This window comes from Pseudomonas sp. Larv2_ips (genome assembly GCF_963879675.1).
GTDB lineage: Bacteria > Pseudomonadota > Gammaproteobacteria > Pseudomonadales > Pseudomonadaceae > Aquipseudomonas.
Genome location: NZ_CAWOAW010000014.1, coordinates 1566308 through 1583869, shown reverse-complemented (window position 1 = coordinate 1583869; position 17562 = coordinate 1566308). Strand labels below are relative to the sequence as shown.

Sequence of the window (17562 nt, the reverse complement as noted above, 5' to 3'; positions counted from 1 at the left end):
GCTTAATCTTGGCCCCAGGACTTGAGAACGAGGCGCGTGTTATCGGACTAACTTGTTGATTACGCTTTACCTTTGAGACATTTCGTCTTTACTACGCTTGCCCATGGAAGAAATTATTGCCAGTCTCAGGAAGGTCGAATGAACACCGCAAACCCACGCTATGTTTAATCAGTTTTCTGAACCTTCAGCCGCCGATGACTGCTGTTTTCACGCGCCAACCTGCTCTAGCCCCGAGGTCATGAATCTTTGAAACCCTACCCTATTCATTGCGTGTCGATCGTCATCCCGGTCTACAACGAACAAGAGAGCCTGCCTGAATTGCTGCGTCGCACGAGCGCAGCCTGCAAGCAACTGGCCTACGAATACGAAATCATCCTGGTCGATGATGGTAGTCGCGACAATTCGGCCCAATTGCTGGAAGACGCTGCCGCGCAAGAAGGTAGCCATGTAGTGGCGGTGATCCTCAACCGTAACTACGGCCAGCATGCGGCGATCATGGCCGGCTTCGAGCAGTGCCGTGGCGAAGTGGTAATTACCCTCGACGCCGACCTGCAAAACCCGCCGGAAGAAATCCCGCGCCTCGTCGAGCAAGTCGCCCTGGGCTACGACGTGGTCGCCACCGTACGCAACAACCGCCAGGACTCGGCGTTCCGCCGCTGGCCTTCGCGCCTGATCAACCTGGCCGTGCAACGCTCCACCGGCGTGGCCATGACCGACTACGGCTGCATGCTGCGCGCTTACCGGCGCACCATCGTCGACGCCATGCTGGCCTGCCGCGAGCGCAGCACCTTCATCCCGATCCTGGCCAACGGTTTTGCCCGCCACACCACGGAAATCCTGGTGCATCACGCCGAGCGTGAGCACGGCGAATCCAAATACAGCGCCATGCGCCTGATCAGCCTGATGTTCGACCTGCTGACGTGCATGACCACCACGCCGCTGCGCCTGCTGTCGATTGTCGGTTTCAGTTTGGCCGCCCTGGGCGTGCTGTTCGCCTTTGCGCTGGTCATCCTGCGCCTGGCCTTTGGTGCACAGTGGGCTGGCGATGGCATGTTCGTGCTGTTCGCGGTGCTGTTCGTGTTCACCGGTGGCCAGTTCATCGGCATGGGCCTGTTGGGTGAATACCTGGGTCGCATGTACAGCGATGTACGCGCCCGCCCCCGTTTCTTCATTGAAAAAGTGCTGCGCAACCAACCGGCAGCACCGGCTCCAGTGGTCGTCGTTGACGGCCTGGTGTCCTCCCATACCTCCACTTCTACTTCTCCTTCCGATCAGGTTTCGTCATGAATTCAAAAGCTGTTGTCTTCGCTTATCACGATATTGGCTGTGCAGGCATTGAAGCCCTGCTGACCGCCGGCTACGACATTGCTGCCGTGTTCACCCATGCCGACGACCCCAAGGAAAACAATTTCTACGGTTCCGTCGCCCAACTCTGCGCCCGCAACGGCATCCCGGTGCACGCACCGGAAGACGCCAACCACCCGCTGTGGATCGAGCGCATCGCCAAGCTGAACCCGGATTTCATCTTCTCGTTCTACTACCGCAACCTGCTGAGCGAAGCCTTGCTGGCCACCGCCAAAAAAGGCGCGTTCAACCTGCACGGCTCCCTGCTGCCGCAATACCGTGGCCGTGCACCGGCCAACTGGGTGCTGGTCAACGGCGAAACCGAAACCGGCGTGACCCTGCACCGTATGGTCAAGCGCGCCGATGCCGGCCCGATCCTGGCCCAGCAGAAAGTCGTCATCGACCGTACCGACACCGGCCTGACCCTGCACGCCAAGCTGCGTGACGCCGCCACCAGCCTGCTGCGCGACGCACTGCCGCAACTGGCCCAGGGCAAACTGGCTGAAACCGCTCAGGACGAAACCAAGGCCACCTACTTTGGCCGCCGCACCGCTGCCGATGGCAAGCTGGACTGGAAAAAGCCGGCTGAAGAGCTGTTCAACCTGGTTCGCGCCGTCACCCAACCGTACCCGGGCGCCTTCTGCGCTGTGGGCGAGCACAAACTGATCGTTTGGCACGCTGAAGTGGTCAAGGGTAACGAAGGCCTGGCCCCAGGCCGCGTAATCAGCGTCAACCCGCTGCGCATTGCCTGCGGCGAAGACTCGCTGGTGGTCAAGTTCGGCCAGCGCAACGAAAACGGCCTGTACCTGGCCGGCCCTTCGCTGGCGGATGAATTGGGCCTGGTGGACGGTTCCGTGCTGCGCGGTGCCGAGTCCGGCCGCAAGCCACGCCGTACCCGCGTACTGATCCTGGGTGTGAACGGCTTTATCGGTAACCACCTGTCCGAGCGCCTGCTGCGTGACGACCGTTACGAAATCTACGGCCTGGACATCGGTTCCGACGCCATCGAGCGCCTGCGCAGCCACCCGAACTTCCATTACGTGGAAGGCGACATCAGCATTCACTCCGAGTGGATCGAGTACCACATCAAGAAGTGCGACGTGGTCCTGCCGCTGGTGGCCATCGCCACGCCGATCGAATACACCCGTAACCCGCTGCGCGTGTTCGAACTGGACTTCGAAGAGAACCTGAAACTGGTTCGCTACTGCGTCAAGTACAACAAGCGCGTGATCTTCCCGTCGACCTCCGAAGTCTATGGTATGTGCCAGGACCAGTACTTCGACGAAGACACCTCCAACCTGGTCGTCGGGCCGGTCAACAAGCAGCGCTGGATCTACTCGGTCTCCAAGCAACTGCTGGACCGCGTGATCTGGGCCTACGGCGACAAAGGCCTGAAGTTCACCCTGTTCCGTCCGTTCAACTGGATGGGCCCGCGCCTTGACCGTCTGGACTCTGCGCGTATCGGCAGCTCCCGCGCCATCACCCAGTTGATCCTGAACCTGGTGGAAGGCACGCCGATCCGTCTGTTCGACGGTGGCGAGCAGAAGCGCTGCTTCACTGACATCGCCGACGGCATCGAAGCCCTGGCGCGCATCATTGATAACGACAATGACAACTGCAACGGTCAGATCATCAACATCGGTAACCCGGAAAACGAAGCCAGCATCCGCCAGTTGGGCGAAGAACTGCTGCGTCAGTTCGAAGCTCACCCGCTGCGCAGCAACTTCCCGCCGTTCGCCGGTTTCCGCGACGTAGAGAGCAAGGCGTTCTACGGCACCGGTTACCAGGACGTGGCACACCGCAAGCCAAGCATCGAAAACGCCAAGCGCCTGCTGAACTGGGAGCCTACCGTTGAGATGAGCGAAACCATCGGCAACACCCTGGACTTCTTCCTCAAGGAAGCCATGCTCGAAATCGCGGACAAGAAGTAATGAAGGCAGGCTTGCGCATTGACGTCGACACCTACCGTGGCACCCGTGAAGGTGTGCCGCGGTTGCTCGAATCCCTGGATGAAGCCGGGGTTAAAGCGACGTTCTTCTTCAGCGTTGGGCCGGACAACATGGGGCGCCACTTGTGGCGCCTGATCCGCCCGCAATTTCTGTGGAAGATGCTGCGTTCCAATGCCGCCGGGCTGTATGGCTGGGATATCTTGCTGGCCGGCACCGCCTGGCCGGGCAAACCGATTGGCCGTGACCTGGGGCACTTGATGCGCCAGGCCAAGGCGGCCGGCCATGAAGTCGGCCTGCACGCGTGGGATCACCACGGCTGGCAGGCCAACACCGGGCGCTGGAGCGAGGCACAGCTCATCGAGCAGATCCGTCGTGGCGTAGACACCCTGAGCGACATTCTGGGTGAACGCATCGACTGTTCAGCGGCCGCCGGTTGGCGTGCCGATGAGCGCGTGGTGCAAGCCAAGCAAACGTTCAACTTTCGCTACAACAGCGATTGCCGGGGCACCAGCCTGTTTCGTCCGACCCTGGCCGATGGCAGTGCGGGCACCCCACAAATTCCGGTAGACCTGCCGACCTTCGACGAAGTGGTCGGGCCGGTAGTGGCTGCCAAAGACTTCAACAGCTTCATTCTTGACCGGTTTGGCGCGTCGAAGCTGAACGTCTACACGATCCACGCAGAAGTAGAAGGGATTCTGATGGCTGATGATTTTCGCCAGTTGCTTGCCCAGGCCGGGCAGCGCGGCATCGACTTTCAACCCCTGGGCGACCTGCTGCCCGCGGATGTGACCACCCTGCCCCAGCAACACCTGGTGCGCGGCGCGTTGAGCGGCCGTGAGGGTTGGCTCGGAGTGCAGCAGGCATGATCCGGCGCTGGGCACTGCCCCTGCTCCTGTTGGCGTTTGGCGTGTTTTACCTGTTACCGCTGGCCAGCCACGGCCTGTGGATTCCCGATGAGACCCGTTACGCGCAGATCAGCCAGGAAATGCTGTTGACCGGCAAATGGGCCTCGCCGCATTTCATGGGCATCCGCTACTTCGAAAAACCCGCTGCCGGCTACTGGATGATCGCGCTGGGCCAGGCGATCTTCGGTCAGAACCTGTTCGGTGTGCGCTTTGCGTCGGCCCTGAGCACCGGGCTGAGCATTCTGCTGGTTTACCTGGTGTCGCGCCGCTTGTGGAATGACCCGCAAAAAAGCCTGGTCAGCACCGTGCTGTACATGAGCTTTGTCAGCGTGGCATTGCTGGGTGGCTACGCCAACCTGGACCCGCAATTCACCTTCTGGGTCAACCTGACCGGCGTTGCGCTGTGGTTCTGCTTTGACAGCAGCACCCGCCAGGGCCGCTTGGGATCCTGGGCGTTGCTGGGTTTTGCCTGCGGCATGGGTTTCATGACCAAGGGGTTTCTGGCCTGGTTGCTGCCAGTGTTGATCGCCCTGCCCTATGCAATCTGGCAGAAGCGTTTTCGTGAGTTGCTCGGGTACGGCGTGGTTGCCGTGGTCGTGGCCATTATCGTCAGCCTGCCCTGGGCGCTGGCCGTGCACCTGCAAGAGCCGGATTACTGGAACTTCTTCTTCTGGCACGAGCATATCCAGCGCTTTGCCGGTGATGACGCCCAGCACGCCGAGCCGTTCTGGTTCTATCTGCCGCTGATGGTCGCGTTCTCGCTGCCGTGGATTGCGCTGTTGCCGTCCACGATCAAACAGGCGTGGCTGCAAAAACGCCTGCCGCAGACCGCCTTCCTGTTGCTGTGGCTGCTGATGCCCCTGGCATTTTTCAGCCTGGCCAAAGGCAAGCTGCCGTCGTACATCATGCCGTGCCTGCTGCCGTTGGCCTTGTTGATGGGCTCGACCCTGAGCGACAAGCTCGCCCTGGGCCACGGCCGGGCCTTGCGCATCAACGGCTGGTTGAACCTGGCGCTGGGTGTTCTGGCGGTGCTGGCGCTCAGCTGGTTCCAATTGAAAAAGCCCGTGTATGACCACGGCGAAGAAACCCTCAGCCTGGTGCTGCTGTTCACCTTTCTGTTCGGTTGGATCGTGGTCAACCTGCTCCAGGCGGCGCGCCCGCTGAAACTGTGGGCCGCGCCGGTGATCGGCAGCTGGCTGCTGGTGGCATTGGTGCCCGCCGCCTTGCCGCATTCGGTGGTTTACAACAAGACCCCGGACCAGTTCATCATCGATCACCTGGACGAACTGCAACCCACTGCCTCCCTGCTCAGCAATGACCTTGGCGCGGCCTCGGCGCTGTCGTGGCGCATGGGGCGTCCGGACGTCAGCCTCTACAACACGGTCGGCGAAGTGAAATACGGCATCGCCTACCCGGACACCGCGCACCGCAGGATCGATACCCACGAAGTCCAGCAATGGATGAGCGAGGCGCGCAAGAAAGGTTCTGTCGGTGTGGTCATGCGGGTCAAGGGTGACGATGAAGTCGCCGAAGTCAACCTGCTGCCCAAGGACGGTAAACGCTATGAGCAAGGCAACATTGTGATCCTGATTTTCCCACAGGCCGCGCAATGATCACCCTGCTTCTATTGCTGGGCGCATGCCTGCTGACGTGCATGGGCCAGGTCTCGCAAAAGTTTGCCGTGGAAAGCTGGCGCGACCAGCCGGAGGGTTGGGCGCCCAAATTGCGCTCGCCGTGGCTGTGGTCGGCGCTGGTGTGCCTGGGCCTGGGCCTGCTGGTCTGGCTGCTGGTGTTGCAGCGCCTGGAAGTGGGCATCGCCTACCCGATGCTCAGCCTGAATTTTGTACTGGTCACGCTGATGGCGCGCTTTGTTTTTCATGAACACATCGACGGCCGGCACTGGCTGGGCGTGGCGCTGGTGATCGGCGGTGTGGTGTTGCTGGGGCGTCACGTATGAGCCGGGCTCAAGGCTTTGCCCTGGCCCTTGGCAGTGTCGGCCTGGTCAGCGCCGCCCAATTGGGCATGCGCTGGAGCATGACGCGCCTGCCGCTGCCAGCCGACTGGCTGAGCGCGTTCAACAGCAATGCCATCGACCTTGGCGCCTTGGGCGTGGTGGTCCTGGCGATCATCGCCTACGCGCTGTCGATGCTGTGCTGGCTTGGCGCACTCAAGCATTTGCCGCTGGGTCGCGCCTATTCGCTGCTCAGCATCAGCTACGCGTTGGTCTACCTGCTGGCTGCCAGCCTGCCGGTGTTCCACGAAGCTTTTTCGCTTTCAAAAACCCTGGGGGTGGCGTTGGTCATCCTCGGTGTTCTGGTTATTAACTCTCGTCGTGCTAGCGTTGCAAGCCCCAGGAATGTCCCATGAAAATCAGTGTATTTGGTAGCGGTTACGTCGGTCTGGTGCAGGCCACCGTATTGGCCGAAGTCGGTCACGATGTGATCTGCATGGACGTGGACAAGAGCAAGGTCGAGTCGCTCCAGAAAGGCCATGTGACCATCTTCGAGCCGGGGCTTGCGGCCATGGTCAAGGAAAACCTGGAAAGCGGGCGCCTGCACTTTACCTTCGATGAAAAGCTCGCGGTCGAACACGGTGAAGTGCTGTTTATTGCCGTGGGCACGCCGTCGGATGAAGACGGCTCGGCCGACCTCAAATACGTGCTGTCGGTGGGTGATGCCGTGTCCCGCCACCGCGTGGAGCCGGTGATCCTGGTGGAAAAATCCACCGTTCCCGTCGGCACCGGCGACACCCTGCGTGCGCACATCGAAAAGAACCTGCGCACCGCCGGCCGGCAGCTGGAGTTCGATATCGTCTCCAACCCGGAATTTCTCAAGGAAGGCTCGGCCGTCGCCGACTGCCGCCGTCCGGACCGCATCATCATCGGCTGCGAGCGCGAGGAAGTGCGTGAAGTGATGCGCGACCTCTACGCGCCGTTCAACCGCAACCATGACCGCATCATCTTCATGGACCTGCGCAGCGCCGAACTGACCAAGTACGCCGCCAACTGCATGCTGGCGACCAAGATCAGCTTTATCAACCAGATCGCCGAGCTGGCCGAACACCTGGGCGCGGACATCGAAGCCGTGCGCCTGGGCATCGGTGCCGACTCGCGGATCGGTTACCACTTCATCTACCCCGGTTGCGGCTACGGTGGTTCCTGCTTCCCCAAGGACATGCGCGCCTTGATCCACAGCGCCAAGCAAGCCAACTGCTCCAGCGACTTGCTGGAAGCCGTGGAAGCGATCAACCAGCGCCAGAAGAGCAAGCTGTTCGAGCGTATCAACGCTTACTTCAAGGGCAACCTGCAGGGCAAGACTTTTGCCTTGTGGGGCCTGGCGTTCAAGCCCAACACCGATGACATGCGCGATGCACCGAGCCGTGTGCTGATGGAGGCCTTGTGGGCCGCGGGTGCCAATGTCCGTGCATTTGACCCGGAAGCCATGCAGGAAACTCAGCGCATCTACGGCGACGAGTCACGCCTGACGCTGTTGGGCACGCCGGAATCGGCCTTGAGCGGCGCCGATGCGCTGATCGTCTGCACCGAATGGCAGCAGTTCAAGGCGCCGGATTTCGACCTGATCCACGCACGCCTGAAAAACCCGGTGATCTTCGACGGTCGCAACCTGTATGACGGCGAACGCCTGGCACGCAAAGGCTTCAAGTACTTCCCGATGGGCCGTGGCGACTCCTGTGAACTGCCGATCCCTCAGCAAAACTGGGTACAGCAGGTCAAGGAAGCCTGATACGTGAACAAAGCTTATCCGCCCCTGCTCACTGCAACGATCCGTCACCAGTCGCTGGGGCTTGGGCTCCTGGCGCTGGTGCTGTTTATTGCCGGCAACTGGCACCAGGCGATTATCGGGTTTGACTCGCGCTTCGTGGTGTTTGCCCAGGAAATGCTGCGTCATGGGCCGAGTTTTTTCCCCACGACCTACGGGCAGCCCTACGCCGATTACCTGGCCACCTCGACCGTGTTGACGTGGTTGTTCTCGTTGCCCTTGGGCCAGGTCACCAGCTTGACCGCCTGGTTGCCCACGGCCATCGCTTCGGCGCTGATTGTGATGCTGGTGTATCGGCTGACGGCGCCCTACTCCGTACGCTGGGGCCTGCTGAGTATTGCGATGTTGCTGCTCAGCAGCACTTTCATCAGTGAAACCCGGGCGGTGTCCCTCGACCAGATGCTCGCGGCAGTGGCCTTGGCGGTGTTTTACCTGGGGTATGCGCATGATCACTTCGCCAGCCCGAAACGCCTGCACTGGCTGTTCCTGTTGCTGATCGTCGGCTTCGCCATCCGTGGGCCGATCGGCCTGGTGATTCCAACCGGCGTGCTGTGCAGCTATTACCTGCTCAACCGGCAGTGGCGCCAACTGTTCACCTTCGGCCTGATTGCCCTGGCGTTGCTGGCGGCCTGTGTGGGCCTGTTGCTGCTGCTGGCCAAGCTCAGCGGTGGCGAGGACTTCATGCAGGACGTGATCCGCATGCAGTTCCTGGGGCGCATGGATGGCACCGAAGGCTCCAGCGGCGCGCTGTATTACTTCACCAGCTCGCTGGGCAATTATGCCCTGGCCTATCCACTGGCACTGTTGGTGCTGGTGGCGGTGGCCGTCGGCGGGCGCCGCACGCCAGACCCGGCCTTGCAGCTGGTGCTGTATTGCGCCGCCGCCGGGTTGCTGGTGATGCTGGGCTTGTCGGTGCCTCAGGCAAAAAAGGCGCGCTACATCCTGCCGATGTTGCCGATGGCGGCGATCCTTGCGGCCTACCCGTTCCAGGTCACCCAGGGGCGGCTGTTTGCAGGGCTGCGCGCCTTGATGCTGGGTATCTGGACGCTGATGCCGGCACTGCTGGCCGTCGGGCTGGTGGTGGCGCGCCGACGTTACGCTGAGCAACTGGGCAACCTGGGGGTGATATTCGGCGTACTGGGCGTGCTTCAGGTACTGGCGCTGCTGGCGGTCTTCAACGTGCGGATACGCGCGACGGGGCCAGCCTTCGCTGCGGTACTGGCGCTCTGGACAACTTACATCGTGGTGGTTGAACCCCTGGAGCGCGCGCTCTACGACACGCGCACCTTCACCCTGGCGGTCAAAGACCAGATCACGCAGCAGCCGGCGCCAGTGGTATTGCACGGGTTGGGCAAGGATGCGAAAGCCATCAAGTTCATGGTCAACTTCAACTGCGACAAGGTGCCGTTGTTTACCCATTCCTCCGCAGACCTGGCCCCGCTGCAAGGGCCTGCCTGGCTGGCGATGAGCGCGCAGGATTTCGAAAACCTGCAGGACCCGCGCTTGAAATCGGTTACGCCGACGCTCACCGGGGAGTTTGACAAAGACCCTTATGTGCTGCTGCATCTGGGGAAAACCCCGGCGCCCTGATCGCGGTGCTGGCCCTGTGTACAAGACGACGCCCACTTCAACTGGAGTGGGCGTTTTCATTACCGCAACCGAGAAAGCACCTACACAGCTATGCGTAATGGCTGGTGCACTTTGTCTTCCGGCGCCTGGAACCCAAATGTAGACTCGTTTGCCAGGTGCGCTAACCCATTCCGGCCCCAACGTCTGGCTTATCTCGCCAGCCCGAGGCTGGCGCACCCTGGATAACAAGGACGCAGTAGGCCCGCCCATACACACGGCGGTTTACGCATACGAGGGCAATGCCGTGGCGCAAGATCCGATGTCAATTCCCGTGCCGAGGCTGGATCGGTTGATGGCACTGCGCGACGCCCTGGTGGCGTTGAAGGGGCCACTGGCCAGCGACCTGACGCTGCAGGAAAACCTGCAAAGACAGCTGTTCAATGAAGAGACCGACAGGCGCGTATTGGGCCATGTCAGCCCGCCCTTCGCGCAGATGACGCGCCTGATTCCTTTCGGCGAAGTCATTTGAACGCGCTTAAAACAATTTGATTTCAATAAACTTGCACTCAACCCTCAGTAATATGCAGTGGAGCCCTTGAGCAAAGGTCGGCACACTGTGCAGGTTCCTCCCCCAAACGTTGGAACTTTCAAGGGCTTTTCCGGGCAACCAGGCAAGCCTTTTTTTTCGCCCGCAATTTCAGGACCGCTTGAATGCTTACCCGTTGGTTACCTGCTGCAATCAATACCCGCCCTGCTGAATGGAGCCGTGCAGCGATCGGCATGGCCCTGGGCACGCTGTTCAGTATTTGGGTGTGCGCCCAAGTGTTTGGCATGGAGGTCGCGCTGCACCTGCTTGGCCCGCTGGGTGCCTCGGCTGTGTTGCTGTTCGCGGTGTCTTCCGGCGCGCTGGCCCAACCCTGGTCGATCATCGGCAGCTATTTGTGCGCGGGTGTTGTTGCCCTGCTGGTCGCCCGCGTATTGGGGCGTACGCTGGGCAGCGCATGCCTGGCGGCGGGCATGACCGTTATCCTGATTTGCTGGCTGCGCTGCCTGCACCCGCCGGCCGGTGGCCTGGCGATGACGCTGGTACTGGCAGACCCGGCCTCCATCGCCCTTGGGTGGCAGGTGCTGGCGCCGGTCATGCTGGGCGCGGGTGCGTTGCTGGCGTGTGCACTGGCGTACAACAACGCCACGCGCACGCGCTATCCCAGGGGTGCGGTCGAGTCGCCGGCAGCGGTCATGGGCAATACGGCGTCCGCAACAGACCCGGCCATCACGGCGGCCGACTTGAAACTGGCGCTGGCCGAGATGGAGCAGTTTTACGATGTGCAACCGAGCGAACTCGAACAGTTGATCCATGCCGCAGAAGGCCATGCGCGACGCCGCAGCATCGGCGAAGTACTGGCCCGCCGCGCCGCCTGAGCCTGCGTGCATAAATGCAAAAACGACCTGCAGGATTCCGGGTTGTACTGGGCAAATTTGCACTGGTACGATCGCGAGAAGGTTCGTCCGCGAACATCTTGATAAAGAACAATAAAAGCAGGGAGTTACAGATGACTGCTCAGGTTTCATCCGAAGCAAGCCGCGCCGAAATTCTTCAGGACGAAGTGCTGGCCGACGTTCGCAACCACATCGGCCACCTCACCCTCAATCGCCCCGCTGGCTTGAACGCCATTACCCTGGACATGGTTCGCAGCCTGACAGCGCAGTTACAGGCCTGGGCGGATGACCCGCAGGTCTACGCCGTGGTGCTGCGCGGTGCTGGCGAAAAGGCCTTCTGCGCCGGGGGCGACATCCGTTCGCTGTACGACAGCTTCAAGAACGGCGACAGCCTGCACGCCGACTTTTTTGTCGAGGAGTACGCCCTCGACCTGGCCATCCACCATTACCGCAAACCCGTCCTGGCGCTGATGGACGGGTTCGTGCTCGGCGGCGGCATGGGCCTGGTGCAAGGCGCTGATCTGCGCGTGGTCACCGAGCGCAGCCGCCTGGCGATGCCGGAAACGGCCATTGGTTATTTCCCGGATGTGGGCGGCAGCTACTTCCTGCCGCGCATACCCGGCGAGTTGGGGATTTACCTGGGCGTCACCGGCGTACAGATTCGCGCGGCCGACGCGTTGTATTGCGGGCTGGCGGACTGGTACCTCGAAAGCACCCGGCTCGCCGACCTGGACCAGAAACTCGACCGCCTGCAATGGCAGGACTCGCCGCTCAAAGACCTGCAAGGCGTACTCGCCAAACTGGCTGTACAGCAATTGCCCGACGCGCCGCTGGCAGCATTGCGCCCGGCCATCGACCATTTCTTCGCCCTGCCGGACGTGCCAAGCATCGTCGAGCAGTTGCAGCAAGTCACCGTCGCCGACTCCCATGAGTGGGCACTGAACACCGTCGCACTGATGCAGACCCGTTCTCCGCTGGCGATGGCCGTCACCCTGCAAATGCTGCGCCGGGGCCGCCGCCTGCCGCTGGAACAGTGCTTCGCGCTGGAATTGCACCTGGATCGCCAGTGGTTCGAGCGCGGCGACCTGATCGAAGGGGTACGCGCGTTGATCATCGACAAGGACAAAACGCCGCGCTGGCGCCCGGCCACGATCCACGACCTGAACGCCACCCATGTGGAGAGCTTCTTCCACGACTTCAAGCAGTTTGGGAGATAAGCCATGCAAGATATTGAATACACAGAAGAACAAGTGATGATTCGCGACATGGCGCGCGACTTTGCCCGCGGTGAAATCGCGCCCCATGCCCAAGCGTGGGAGAAAGCCGGTTGGATCGATGATGCCCTGGTCGCCAAGATGGGCGAACTGGGCCTGCTGGGAATGGTGGTGCCCGAAGAATGGGGTGGCACCTATGTCGATTACGTCGCCTACGCCCTGGCGGTTGAAGAGATCTCGGCCGGCGACGGCGCCACCGGTGCGCTGATGAGTATCCATAATTCAGTCGGTTGCGGGCCAATCCTCAACTACGGCACACAAGCGCAGAAAGAAGCCTGGCTGCCCGACCTTGCCAGTGGCCAGGCCATCGGCTGTTTTTGCCTGACCGAGCCCCAGGCAGGTTCCGAAGCCCATAACCTGCGCACACGTGCCGAACTGCGCGATGGCCAGTGGGTGATTAATGGCGCCAAGCAGTTTGTCAGCAACGGCAAACGCGCCAAGCTGGCCATTGTGTTTGCGGTGACGGATCCGGACTTGGGCAAAAAAGGCATTTCCGCGTTCCTGGTGCCCACCAATACGCCAGGGTTTGTGGTTGACCGCACAGAACACAAGATGGGCATTCGCGCGTCGGATACCTGCGCCGTCACCCTCAACCAATGCACAGTGCCCGAAGCCAATTTGCTCGGTGAACGTGGCAAAGGCCTGGCTATCGCCCTGTCCAACCTCGAGGGCGGGCGCATCGGCATTGCTGCCCAGGCCCTGGGCATCGCCCGCGCGGCCTTTGAGGCGGCGCTGGCGTATGCGCGCGATCGCGTGCAGTTCAACCAGGCGATTATCGAGCACCAGAGTGTCGCCAACCTGCTGGCCGACATGCAAACCCGCCTGAATGCCGCACGGTTGCTGATCCTGCACGCCGCGCGCTTGCGCAGTGCCGGCAAGCCGTGCCTGTCGGAAGCGTCCCAGGCCAAGCTGTTCGCCTCGGAAATGGCCGAGAAGGTCTGCTCCTCGGCGATGCAGATTCACGGTGGGTATGGGTATCTGGAAGATTATCCGGTGGAGCGTTACTACCGGGATGCGCGGATCACGCAGATTTACGAGGGCACGAGCGAAATTCAGCGGATGGTGATCGCGCGCGAGCTGAAGAACTACCAGCTCTAAGTTAATGCAGGCTGTGCAGGCGCTCGCTTGCCAGCGATGCAGGCACCTCGGTTCACCTGCTGGACCGAAGTGCAGCTATTGCAGGCAAGCCAGCTCCCACAACTTGATCGGTGATGACGTTGCAATCGGCGAACTTGTTCGCCTGATTGCCAGGGTATTCAAGCGCTCCCCACGCTAACCAATACGCTGCAAAACCAAAGTGGGAGCAGGCTTGCCCGCGAATACGGCGTATCAGTCAGCGAATGTATCGACTGATCCAGCGCATTCGCGGGCAAGCCCGCTCTCACACGTTGCGTTCCAGCAGTCTTGAAGCCGGTTACTTATCGTTGAACTCCGGCGCACGCTTGGCCACAAACGCCGCCATCCCTTCCTTCTGATCCTGCGTTGCAAACGCCGCATGGAACACCCGGCGCTCAAAGCGCACGCCTTCGGAGAGGCTCACTTCAAACGCGCGGTTCACGCTTTCCTTGACCATCATGCTGATCGGCACGGATTTGCCGGCGATCAGCGTCGCCACCTTCAGCGCCTCTTCCAGCAGCTCATCTGCCGGCACGATACGCGCCACAATCCCGCAACGCTCGGCTTCCACCGCATCGATAAAACGCCCGGTCAGGCACATTTCCATGGCCTTGGCCTTGCCCACCGCGCGGGTCAGGCGCTGGGTGCCGCCCATGCCCGGCAGCACGCCGAGGTTGATTTCCGGCTGGCCGAACTTGGCGCCGTCGCCCGCGAGGATGAAGTCGCACATCAACGCCAGTTCACAGCCGCCGCCCAAGGCAAAGCCGTTGACGGCGGCAATGATCGGCTTGCGCCGGTTGGCTACGCGGTCGCTGTCACTGAACAGGTCGTCCAGGTAAATCTGAGGGTAGGTCAGCTCGGCCATTTCCTTGATGTCGGCACCGGCGGCGAAGGCTTTTTTCGAGCCGGTCAGCACGATGCAGCCGATATGCGGGTTGGCCTCCAGGCTGTCCAGCGCCTGGTTCAACTCGCTGACCAGTTGCGCATTCAAGGCGTTCAGGGCTTGCGGGCGATTGAGGGTAATCAGCCCGACGCGGCCCTGGACCTCGAGCAAAATGGTTTCGTAACTCATGGAATGGCTCCTTAAAGATTGCGTGAGATGACCATGCGCTGGATATCGCTGGTGCCTTCGTAAATCTGGCAGACCCGCACATCGCGGTAGATCCGCTCCAAGGGAAAGTCGCTCAGGTAACCGTAACCGCCCAAGGTTTGCAAGGCGGCCGAGCAGACTTTTTCGGCCATTTCCGAGGCGAACAGCTTGGCCATCGAAGCCTCGACCAAGGCTGGCTTGCCGCTGTCGCGCAGGGCGGCGGCGTAATGCACCATCTGCCGGGCGACGGCAATTTGCGTGGCCATGTCTGCCAGGCGAAACGCCACGGCCTGGTGTTCGATCAAGGTTTTGCCGAAGCTTTCGCGCTCGCGTGCATAGTCACGTGCGGCTTCAAATGCCGCACGCGCCATGCCCACCGATTGCGAAGCGATGCCGACGCGGCCGCCTTCAAGGTTGGCCAGGGCGATCTTGTAGCCTTCACCCTCCTCGCCCAATCGGTTGGCGACTGGCACCTTCACGTCTTCAAACAGAATCTGGCAGGTGTCGGACGCATGCTGGCCGAGCTTGTCTTCGACCCGTGCGACTGTGTAACCCGGTGAGTCGGTGGGCACGATAAACGCGCTGATCCCGCGCTTGCCGGCGGCCGGGTCGGTGACCGCAAACACAATCACGATCCCGGCGTTTTGCCCGGAGGTGATGAACTGTTTGCAGCCATTGAGCACGTAGTGATCGCCATCCAGGCGCGCGCGGGTTTTCAGGCTGCTGGCATCGGAACCGGCCTGCGGTTCGGTCAGCGCAAAGGCGCCGAGCATGGCACCGCTGGCCAGCGGCGTGAGGAACTGCTCTTTCTGCTGATCGTTGCCGAATTTCAGAATCGGCACGCAGCCCACCGAGTTGTGCACGCTCATGATGGTCGAGCACGCGCCGTCACCGGCGGCGATTTCCTCCAGGGCCATCGCATAGGCCAGGTAGCCGGTGTCGCAACCGCCCCACTGTTCCGGTACCAGCATGCCGAAAAAGCCCAGCTCGGCCATCTCGCCGATGGCTTGCCTGGGAAAGCGGTGCTCGCGGTCCCATTCGGCAGCGAACGGTTTCAAGCGCTCCTGGGCAAATTGCCGGGCCGCTTCGCTGATTTGCAATTGTTCGTCATTGGGCAGCATAAAAAGTCCTTAATACACGCATTCGACGGCCATGGCCGTGGCTTCACCGCCGCCGATACAAATGGCCGCAACGCCGCGCTTGAGGCCTTTCTGGCGCAGCGCCGAGAGCAAGGTCACCAGAATGCGCGCGCCCGAGGCGCCGATCGGATGCCCCAGCGCGCAGGCGCCGCCGTGGACGTTGACCTTGCTGTGGGGGATTTCCAGCTTGCTCATGGTCACCAGGCTGACCACCGCAAAGGCTTCGTTGATCTCGAACAAATCCACTTCGCCAAGGTGCCAGCCGGTCTTGCTCATCAGCTTGCGAATCGCCCCCACCGGCGCCACCGGGAACAGCCCCGGCTCGTCGGCGAACGCCGCGTGCCCATGGATGATTGCCAGCGGTTTGAGCCCACGCTTTTGCGCGTCGGACTGACGCATCAGCAGCAGCGCCGCCGCGCCGTCGGAGATCGAACTGGAGTTGGCCGCCGTCACCGTACCGCCTTCGCGGAAAGCCGGTTTCAGGCTGGCGATCTTGTCCAGCTTGGCTTTGGGGGGCTGTTCGTCATGCAGGATGGTTTTTTGCTCTTTACCGACGGTGACCTGCACCGGGACGATCTCGGCGGCGAAGCTGCCGTGGGTGATCGCCTCCTGGGCACGGGTCAGCGAGGCAATGGCGAAGGCGTCCTGGGCTTCACGGGTAAAACCGTTGTGCTCGGCACAGTCTTCGGCAAAGGTGCCCATCAGGCGGCCCTTGTCGTAGGCGTCTTCAAGGCCGTCGAGAAACATGTGGTCGAGCACCTTGCCGTGGCCCATGCGGTAGCCGCTGCGCGCGCGGTCCAGCAGGTAAGGCGCGTTGGACATGCTCTCCATGCCACCGGCCACCACCACCTCGACACTGCCGGCCAGCAGCGAGTCGTGGGCGAGAATGGTCGCCTCCATGCCCGAACCACACATTTTGTTCAGCGTGGTGCAGCGCGTGGCCTTGTCCAGCCCGGCGCCCAGCGCCGCCTGACGCGCAGGCGCCTGGCCGAGGCCTGCGGGCAATACGCAGCCAAACAGCACTTCATCCACCGCGTCCGGGGCGATGCCGGCGCGTTCGACGGCGGCGCGAATCGCGGCGGCACCCAGTTGCGGCGCAGTCAGGCCCTTGAGGTCGCCCTGGAACGCGCCCATGGGCGTGCGGACGGCGCTGACGATAACAATCGGATCGTGCATGAAAAATTCTCCTTACTTGGCGGCCATGCGCAAGGCGCCGTCGAGACGGATGACCTCGCCATTGAGCATGCTGTTTTCAATGATGTGCCGCACCAGCGCGGCGTACTCGGCCGGTTTGCCCAGGCGTGGCGGGAATGGCACACCGGCGGCCAGGGAATCGCGCACCTCTGGGGTCATGCCGGCCATCATCGGCGTTTCGAAAATGCCGGGGGCGATGGTCATGACCCGGATGCCAAAGCGCGCCAGTTCGCGGGCAGCCGGCAGCGTCAGGCTGGCGATGGCGCCTTTGGACGCGGCATACGCCGCCTGGCCGATCTGCCCGTCAAAGGCGGCCACCGACGCGGTATTGATGATCACGCCACGCTCGCCGTCGGCATTCGCCTCGGTTTCAGCGATGGCGGCGGCGGCCAGGCGCAGCAGGTTGAAGCTGCCGATCAGGTTGACGTTGATCACTTGGGCAAAGCTTGCCAGCGCATGCGGGCCGTTCTTGCCGAGGATTTTCTCGCCGCGCACCACACCGGCGCAGTTCACCAGCCCATGCAAACCGCCGAACGCGGCGACGGCGGCTTGCACGGCCGCTTCGGCAGCGGTTTCCTGGCTGATGTCCGCCACGGCGCTGCGGGCGTTATCGCCCAACTGCCGGGCCTTGGCCGCGACGGCTTCGGCGTTGAGGTCCACCAGCATCACCTTGGCCCCGGCGGCTACCAGCATCTCAGCGGTGGCCGCGCCGAGGCCCGAAGCGCCGCCGCTGACCAGGAATACCTTGTTTTCAATCTGCATC

Annotated in this window: 16 protein-coding genes; 12 read left to right on the top strand and 4 right to left on the bottom strand. The window is 61.9% G+C overall.

What is annotated here, in order from left to right; genetic code table 11:
* Positions 1 to 246 precede the first annotated feature (246 nt).
* The 12 genes from arnC (at position 247) to AACV02_RS13910 (ending at position 13358) form a co-directional block, all read left to right on the top strand.
* Positions 247 to 1287, top strand: coding sequence for an undecaprenyl-phosphate 4-deoxy-4-formamido-L-arabinose transferase (gene arnC / locus AACV02_RS13965; protein WP_119740372.1), 1041 nt, complete (start codon positions 247 to 249; stop codon positions 1285 to 1287).
* A complete protein-coding gene (arnA, locus tag AACV02_RS13960; RefSeq protein ID WP_119740370.1) occupies positions 1284 to 3275 on the top strand; it encodes a bifunctional UDP-4-amino-4-deoxy-L-arabinose formyltransferase/UDP-glucuronic acid oxidase ArnA in 1992 nt (663 codons plus the stop codon). The genes arnC and arnA overlap by 4 nt, the downstream gene beginning before the upstream one ends.
* Positions 3275 to 4159, top strand: a complete 885-nt coding sequence (gene arnD, locus AACV02_RS13955; protein ID WP_119740368.1) for a 4-deoxy-4-formamido-L-arabinose-phosphoundecaprenol deformylase — start codon at positions 3275 to 3277, stop codon at positions 4157 to 4159. The genes arnA and arnD overlap by 1 nt, the downstream gene beginning before the upstream one ends.
* Positions 4156 to 5811, top strand: coding sequence for a lipid IV(A) 4-amino-4-deoxy-L-arabinosyltransferase (gene arnT, locus AACV02_RS13950; RefSeq protein WP_119740366.1), 1656 nt, complete (start codon positions 4156 to 4158; stop codon positions 5809 to 5811). The genes arnD and arnT overlap by 4 nt, the downstream gene beginning before the upstream one ends.
* Positions 5808 to 6155 carry a 4-amino-4-deoxy-L-arabinose-phosphoundecaprenol flippase subunit ArnE gene (gene arnE, locus AACV02_RS13945; protein WP_106579203.1) on the top strand — a complete coding sequence of 116 codons (348 nt, stop codon included), beginning with the start codon at positions 5808 to 5810 and terminating at the stop codon, positions 6153 to 6155. The genes arnT and arnE overlap by 4 nt, the downstream gene beginning before the upstream one ends.
* Positions 6152 to 6565, top strand: a complete 414-nt coding sequence (gene arnF / locus AACV02_RS13940; RefSeq protein ID WP_119740364.1) for a 4-amino-4-deoxy-L-arabinose-phosphoundecaprenol flippase subunit ArnF — start codon at positions 6152 to 6154, stop codon at positions 6563 to 6565. The genes arnE and arnF overlap by 4 nt, the downstream gene beginning before the upstream one ends.
* The gene (locus AACV02_RS13935; protein WP_106579201.1) at positions 6562 to 7941 is read left to right on the top strand and encodes a UDP-glucose dehydrogenase family protein; all 1380 of its coding nucleotides are present in this window, start codon (positions 6562 to 6564) and stop codon (positions 7939 to 7941) included. The genes arnF and AACV02_RS13935 overlap by 4 nt, the downstream gene beginning before the upstream one ends.
* Before the next feature lie 3 nt (positions 7942 to 7944).
* On the top strand, positions 7945 to 9567 hold the full coding sequence (locus tag AACV02_RS13930; RefSeq protein WP_119740362.1) for an ArnT family glycosyltransferase: 1623 nt from the start codon (positions 7945 to 7947) through the stop codon (positions 9565 to 9567).
* Between the two features lie 331 nt (positions 9568 to 9898).
* Complete coding sequence (locus tag AACV02_RS13925) at positions 9899 to 10075, top strand: hypothetical protein (protein WP_237266725.1); 177 nt, start codon at positions 9899 to 9901, stop codon at positions 10073 to 10075.
* A gap of 182 nt (positions 10076 to 10257) precedes the next feature.
* A complete protein-coding gene (locus AACV02_RS13920; RefSeq protein ID WP_119740360.1) occupies positions 10258 to 10968 on the top strand; it encodes an HPP family protein in 711 nt (236 codons plus the stop codon).
* 131 nt (positions 10969 to 11099) lie between these two features.
* Complete coding sequence (locus AACV02_RS13915) at positions 11100 to 12203, top strand: enoyl-CoA hydratase/isomerase family protein (protein ID WP_119740357.1); 1104 nt, start codon at positions 11100 to 11102, stop codon at positions 12201 to 12203.
* A 3-nt stretch (positions 12204 to 12206) separates the two neighbouring features.
* On the top strand, positions 12207 to 13358 hold the full coding sequence (locus AACV02_RS13910) for an acyl-CoA dehydrogenase family protein (RefSeq protein WP_106579197.1): 1152 nt from the start codon (positions 12207 to 12209) through the stop codon (positions 13356 to 13358).
* Between the two features lie 316 nt (positions 13359 to 13674).
* Here the strand turns inward: AACV02_RS13910 and AACV02_RS13905 are convergent, their stop codons facing one another.
* The 4 genes from AACV02_RS13905 to AACV02_RS13890 are packed head-to-tail and all read right to left on the bottom strand — an operon-like array spanning position 13675 to position 17561.
* Entirely contained in the window at positions 13675 to 14448 is a 774-nt protein-coding gene (locus AACV02_RS13905; protein WP_119740355.1) for an enoyl-CoA hydratase, read from the bottom strand.
* Positions 14449 to 14459: 11 nt separating this feature from the next.
* Positions 14460 to 15587, bottom strand: a complete 1128-nt coding sequence (locus tag AACV02_RS13900) for an acyl-CoA dehydrogenase (RefSeq protein ID WP_106579194.1) — start codon at positions 15585 to 15587, stop codon at positions 14460 to 14462.
* 9 nt (positions 15588 to 15596) lie between these two features.
* Positions 15597 to 16781: an acetyl-CoA C-acyltransferase gene (locus AACV02_RS13895; protein WP_119740353.1), complete on the bottom strand. Its 1185-nt coding sequence runs from the start codon at positions 16779 to 16781 to the stop codon at positions 15597 to 15599.
* A 12-nt stretch (positions 16782 to 16793) separates the two neighbouring features.
* Positions 16794 to 17561: an SDR family NAD(P)-dependent oxidoreductase gene (locus tag AACV02_RS13890; RefSeq protein ID WP_119740351.1), complete on the bottom strand. Its 768-nt coding sequence runs from the start codon at positions 17559 to 17561 to the stop codon at positions 16794 to 16796.
* Position 17562: the final 1 nt, after the last annotated feature.

Coding starts and splice junctions, on each gene's coding strand:
- arnF (WP_119740364.1), top strand. CDS start 6,152: ATGAGCCGGGCTCAAGGCTTTGCCCTGGCCCTTGGCAGTGTCGGCCTG.
- arnA (WP_119740370.1), top strand. CDS start 1,284: ATGAATTCAAAAGCTGTTGTCTTCGCTTATCACGATATTGGCTGTGCA.
- AACV02_RS13915 (WP_119740357.1), top strand. CDS start 11,100: ATGACTGCTCAGGTTTCATCCGAAGCAAGCCGCGCCGAAATTCTTCAG.
- AACV02_RS13900 (WP_106579194.1), bottom strand. CDS start 15,587: ATGCTGCCCAATGACGAACAATTGCAAATCAGCGAAGCGGCCCGGCAA.
- AACV02_RS13905 (WP_119740355.1), bottom strand. CDS start 14,448: ATGAGTTACGAAACCATTTTGCTCGAGGTCCAGGGCCGCGTCGGGCTG.
- AACV02_RS13925 (WP_237266725.1), top strand. CDS start 9,899: ATGGCACTGCGCGACGCCCTGGTGGCGTTGAAGGGGCCACTGGCCAGC.
- arnE (WP_106579203.1), top strand. CDS start 5,808: ATGATCACCCTGCTTCTATTGCTGGGCGCATGCCTGCTGACGTGCATG.
- AACV02_RS13895 (WP_119740353.1), bottom strand. CDS start 16,781: ATGCACGATCCGATTGTTATCGTCAGCGCCGTCCGCACGCCCATGGGC.
- AACV02_RS13920 (WP_119740360.1), top strand. CDS start 10,258: ATGCTTACCCGTTGGTTACCTGCTGCAATCAATACCCGCCCTGCTGAA.
- arnT (WP_119740366.1), top strand. CDS start 4,156: ATGATCCGGCGCTGGGCACTGCCCCTGCTCCTGTTGGCGTTTGGCGTG.
- AACV02_RS13910 (WP_106579197.1), top strand. CDS start 12,207: ATGCAAGATATTGAATACACAGAAGAACAAGTGATGATTCGCGACATG.
- arnD (WP_119740368.1), top strand. CDS start 3,275: ATGAAGGCAGGCTTGCGCATTGACGTCGACACCTACCGTGGCACCCGT.
- AACV02_RS13935 (WP_106579201.1), top strand. CDS start 6,562: ATGAAAATCAGTGTATTTGGTAGCGGTTACGTCGGTCTGGTGCAGGCC.
- AACV02_RS13890 (WP_119740351.1), bottom strand. CDS start 17,561: ATGCAGATTGAAAACAAGGTATTCCTGGTCAGCGGCGGCGCTTCGGGC.